4 protein-coding genes are annotated in these 3,546 nt (G+C 34.9%); all 4 read left to right on the forward strand.

The genetic code is table 11. The features are described 5' to 3' along the window. On the forward strand, window positions 1–648 hold a 648-nt coding region (locus tag ABJI11_RS13805; RefSeq protein ID WP_348353350.1), incomplete at its 5' end, for a YjjG family noncanonical pyrimidine nucleotidase. Window positions 649–669: 21 nt separating this feature from the next. Further along, entirely contained in the window at window positions 670–1,245 is a 576-nt protein-coding gene (locus ABJI11_RS13810; protein WP_348353353.1) for a hypothetical protein, read from the forward strand. Next, window positions 1,242–2,678 carry a DUF5723 family protein gene (locus ABJI11_RS13815; RefSeq protein WP_348353356.1) on the forward strand — a complete coding sequence of 479 codons (1,437 nt, stop codon included), beginning with the start codon at window positions 1,242–1,244 and terminating at the stop codon, window positions 2,676–2,678. The genes ABJI11_RS13810 and ABJI11_RS13815 overlap by 4 nt, the downstream gene beginning before the upstream one ends. 80 nt (window positions 2,679–2,758) lie before the next feature. Next, window positions 2,759–3,546, forward strand: a 788-nt coding sequence (locus ABJI11_RS13820) for a hypothetical protein (RefSeq protein ID WP_348353359.1), incomplete at its 3' end; no start/stop codon positions are given.

Raw genomic sequence — 3,546 nt, forward strand, 5'->3', positions numbered from 1 at the left:
CACACCCTTTGGGACTTTGATCAGAATTCGGCACTTACATTTAAGAAGATATTCAACGAGCAAAAAGTTGAAGTGGAATTAGAAGAGTTTCTGGAGGTGTACGTACCTGCAAACTTAAAATTCTGGAGACTGTTTAGAGAAGATAAAATAACAAAATCCGAATTACGGTACCAACGCCTAAAATCGGTTTTTGATACTATGGGTTATCCTGCTACAGATGATTTAATTCATATGTTGTCAGAAGAATATATAAATCATTTATCCTCTTTCAACACCCTTTTTCCTAACGCAATAGAGGTGTTAGAGTATTTGAAACCAAAATATAAGTTACATATTATTACCAATGGGTTTCAAGAGGTTCAAGAAAAAAAACTTAGAAATTCTGGTATATTCAACTATTTTGAACAGGTTATAGATTCAGAAATGGCAGGCGCTAAAAAGCCTAACCCAGTCATTTTTGATTTAGCTTTGAATAGGGCTGGTGTTTTACCAGAGAAGTCATTAATGATCGGTGATAGCTTAGAAGCGGATATTATGGGGGCTAAATCTTTGGGATTTTATACTCTACACTTTAATGCTCACAAAGAAGAACCTCATGATGTAGCTCCTATTATTTACGATTTGCAAGAAATAAAATCCCTTTTATAGAGTTACTATTATTATAGACACTTGTCTATAATAATAAACTCACAAGAGGTGATGAAAGGGGTACGTTTTTTAATAATCATCATGGTAGGTATGCTACTGGTAACTTCTTGTTCAGAAGAACAAGATTTTGATCAGTTAGATGATTTAACCATTACCCCAAATTATGAAACCAGTATTTTCTACGTAAAGGCTCAAGAAACCTTGATTAATAGAGTAGAGGGGTTAGATTTTTTTACTCAGGATTTTAATTTTGACGCTTTTGAAGAACCTTTTTTTGCTGATAGGGTTCTAGCAGGGGTACTGACTTACGAGTTAGAGAATACTACCAGTAAACCTATAGAAATTAGATTAGAATTTTTAGACGAAGCCGAAAATGTATTGGACACTGAAGTTTTTAGTATGGATGCAGCACCAACGGCTATTCTACAAAGAGATGTCGCATACGGTGCAACGGGTAAAAGTCTTGATATTATAAAAGCCACTTCTGAAATAAGATTGACCGCTATTAACTTAGGAGATAATAGTAGTGAGTCCGCCTTACAAGATCCCGCAATAGTGCTTCGTTCTAGCGCACAATTTACTTTAGAATTACAATGAGATTAAGCCACTGCCTTTTTGTAGTTGGCGTATTGCTTACTTTGGGTCTAACAGCTCAGAATAAGCAAATACTATATGATTTTAATGAAATACCTCAGTCTCTTTCTGTAAACCCTGGTGTTGAAACAGATTTTAAATGGTATGCAGGTGTGCCTTTATTATCCGGTATTTCTGGCTATGTAGGATCAAATGCTATTTCGGTGAACGATATTTTTGCCAATGATGGCATAGATATCAATTTGAAGTTTAGGGAACGAGCTTTAGAAGTCCTTACTCCAAAAGATGAGTTAAGTACTACGATACAAATGGAATATTTTAGTGGCGGATTTAGAAGTGAAAATCCTAATGTATTCTATTCCTTTGGCGGATATCTTGAGTTTGACAATATAGGCTACTGGCCTCAAGATTATGCTTATCTAATATATGATGGTAACGCTGATCAATTAGGTAGAAGATATGATTTGGGAGATTTAAAAGTTCGTGGTTCTTTGGTCAATGTTTTTCATTTTGGTGTCAACAAAAAAATAGATCGCAACTTAACCATAGGTGCAAGAGGAAAGCTGTATTCCGCAATCGCAGATTATAGTTCTTCAACAAATAATGGACATTTAAGTAATGTAGAAGGGCAGAATAATTTAATTACGACAAATTTAAATGCAGATTTGCTTCTGCGTACATCTGGACTGCGAAGTTTAAGAGATGCCAATAATGATGATGCGCTTGCAAATGAAATTATAAGTAGAGCGCTTTTTGGCGGTGATTTAGGTTTAGGTGTTGACGTGGGGTTTACTTATCACTTGTCTGAACGTACAACGGTTACTGGTAGTTTATTGGATGTAGGGTTTATATATCATTCTGGAGACTCAAAAAGTTATAGCCTAAAAGGAAATACATCTGTGGAAGGAATAGAAATAGATGTGCTGGATAATTTTGCAAGTTTGGATAGGGATTTTTGGCAAGATTTAATAGATGAAATTGAAGAGGTAGTGCCTTTTGAGACAGATACTAAGAGTTATGTTTCGTTCAGACCTACAAAGTTATATGCTTCTATTAGAAATGATTTTGGAGAGCCTGTAGGTAATGGTGGCTCACAAAGTTGTGATTGTACCGCCGGATCTTCTGGTGGCCAGTTGCGCACTAAATACAGAAATTCATTTGGTGGGCAATTATACATGATCAATAGACCTAGAGGTCCCCAAATGGCATTGACAGGTTTTTATACGCGCAGAATAGGTAATGCTTTGACACTAAAAGGAACCTATACTGTAGATAAATTTAGTAAGACCAATATTGGATTGGGAATGAATCTACAGGCAGGTCCAGTCAATTTTTATGCAATGGCAGATAACCTAATATCTTATAATAATATAGCGGCCACCAACTACGCATCGTTTCAATTTGGGTTGAATATTATATCTTGGGGTCGTAAATAGTAGTACACCTTCTTTCGCTTCTTTTTATTTTTTTGGCATGCTTTTTTCATATATTACCATGAATTTAAAATTATTTCGTTTTGAAAACAGTTATCGCAATACTATTCACATTTATAGGGCTTTCTTCATATGCCCAAACGAACTTAGATGATTACAAGTACATCATTGTACCCAAAAAGTTCGATGCTTTTAAGAATATGAATGAACATCAAACAAGTACACTAATAAAATTTCTATTTACAGGAAAAGGTTTTACAGCGGTATATGACGATCAATTACCGGAAGATTTAAAATTTAATAGATGTTTAGGGGTTGTTGCAGATTTACAAGATGACAGTAGTATGTTTTCTACCAAAACCATTATTAATCTAGTAGACTGTAATGATAAGATTGTATTTAGTACCATGCAGGGTATTAGTAAGGAAAAGCAATACAAAGAGGCCTATAACGAAGCACTTAAAGAATCTATGCGCTCATTTAATGGAATGAACTATACTTACAGTGCTAAGAGCGAAAAAGATGAGCCTGTGACCGTTAATTTTAAAAATGACGTTAAAAAGTTAGACGAATCTAAGGCCGCTGCTGCTTTGAAGGCAGAAAAGGAAATGAAGGAAGAGAAAACAACCAAAAATACAGCGGTAATATCCAAAGAAACCGAGCAAACACAATACTATAATGATCGTACTCCTGTAGCATCTAATATTAAGAAAACAGCGCCTGAAACATCTGTTTTAAAAAATGTTGAAGTTAACAAGACAATGAAACAAGATATTTGGTATGCACAGGCTACTGATACCGGTTACCAATTGGTAGATAGTTCTCCAAAAGTTAGAATGAACCTAATGAAAAGTTCTGCCGATAATGTTTT

Origin of the sequence: Maribacter sp. (assembly GCF_039968975.1) — a bacterium.
Lineage (GTDB): Bacteria > Bacteroidota > Bacteroidia > Flavobacteriales > Flavobacteriaceae > Maribacter.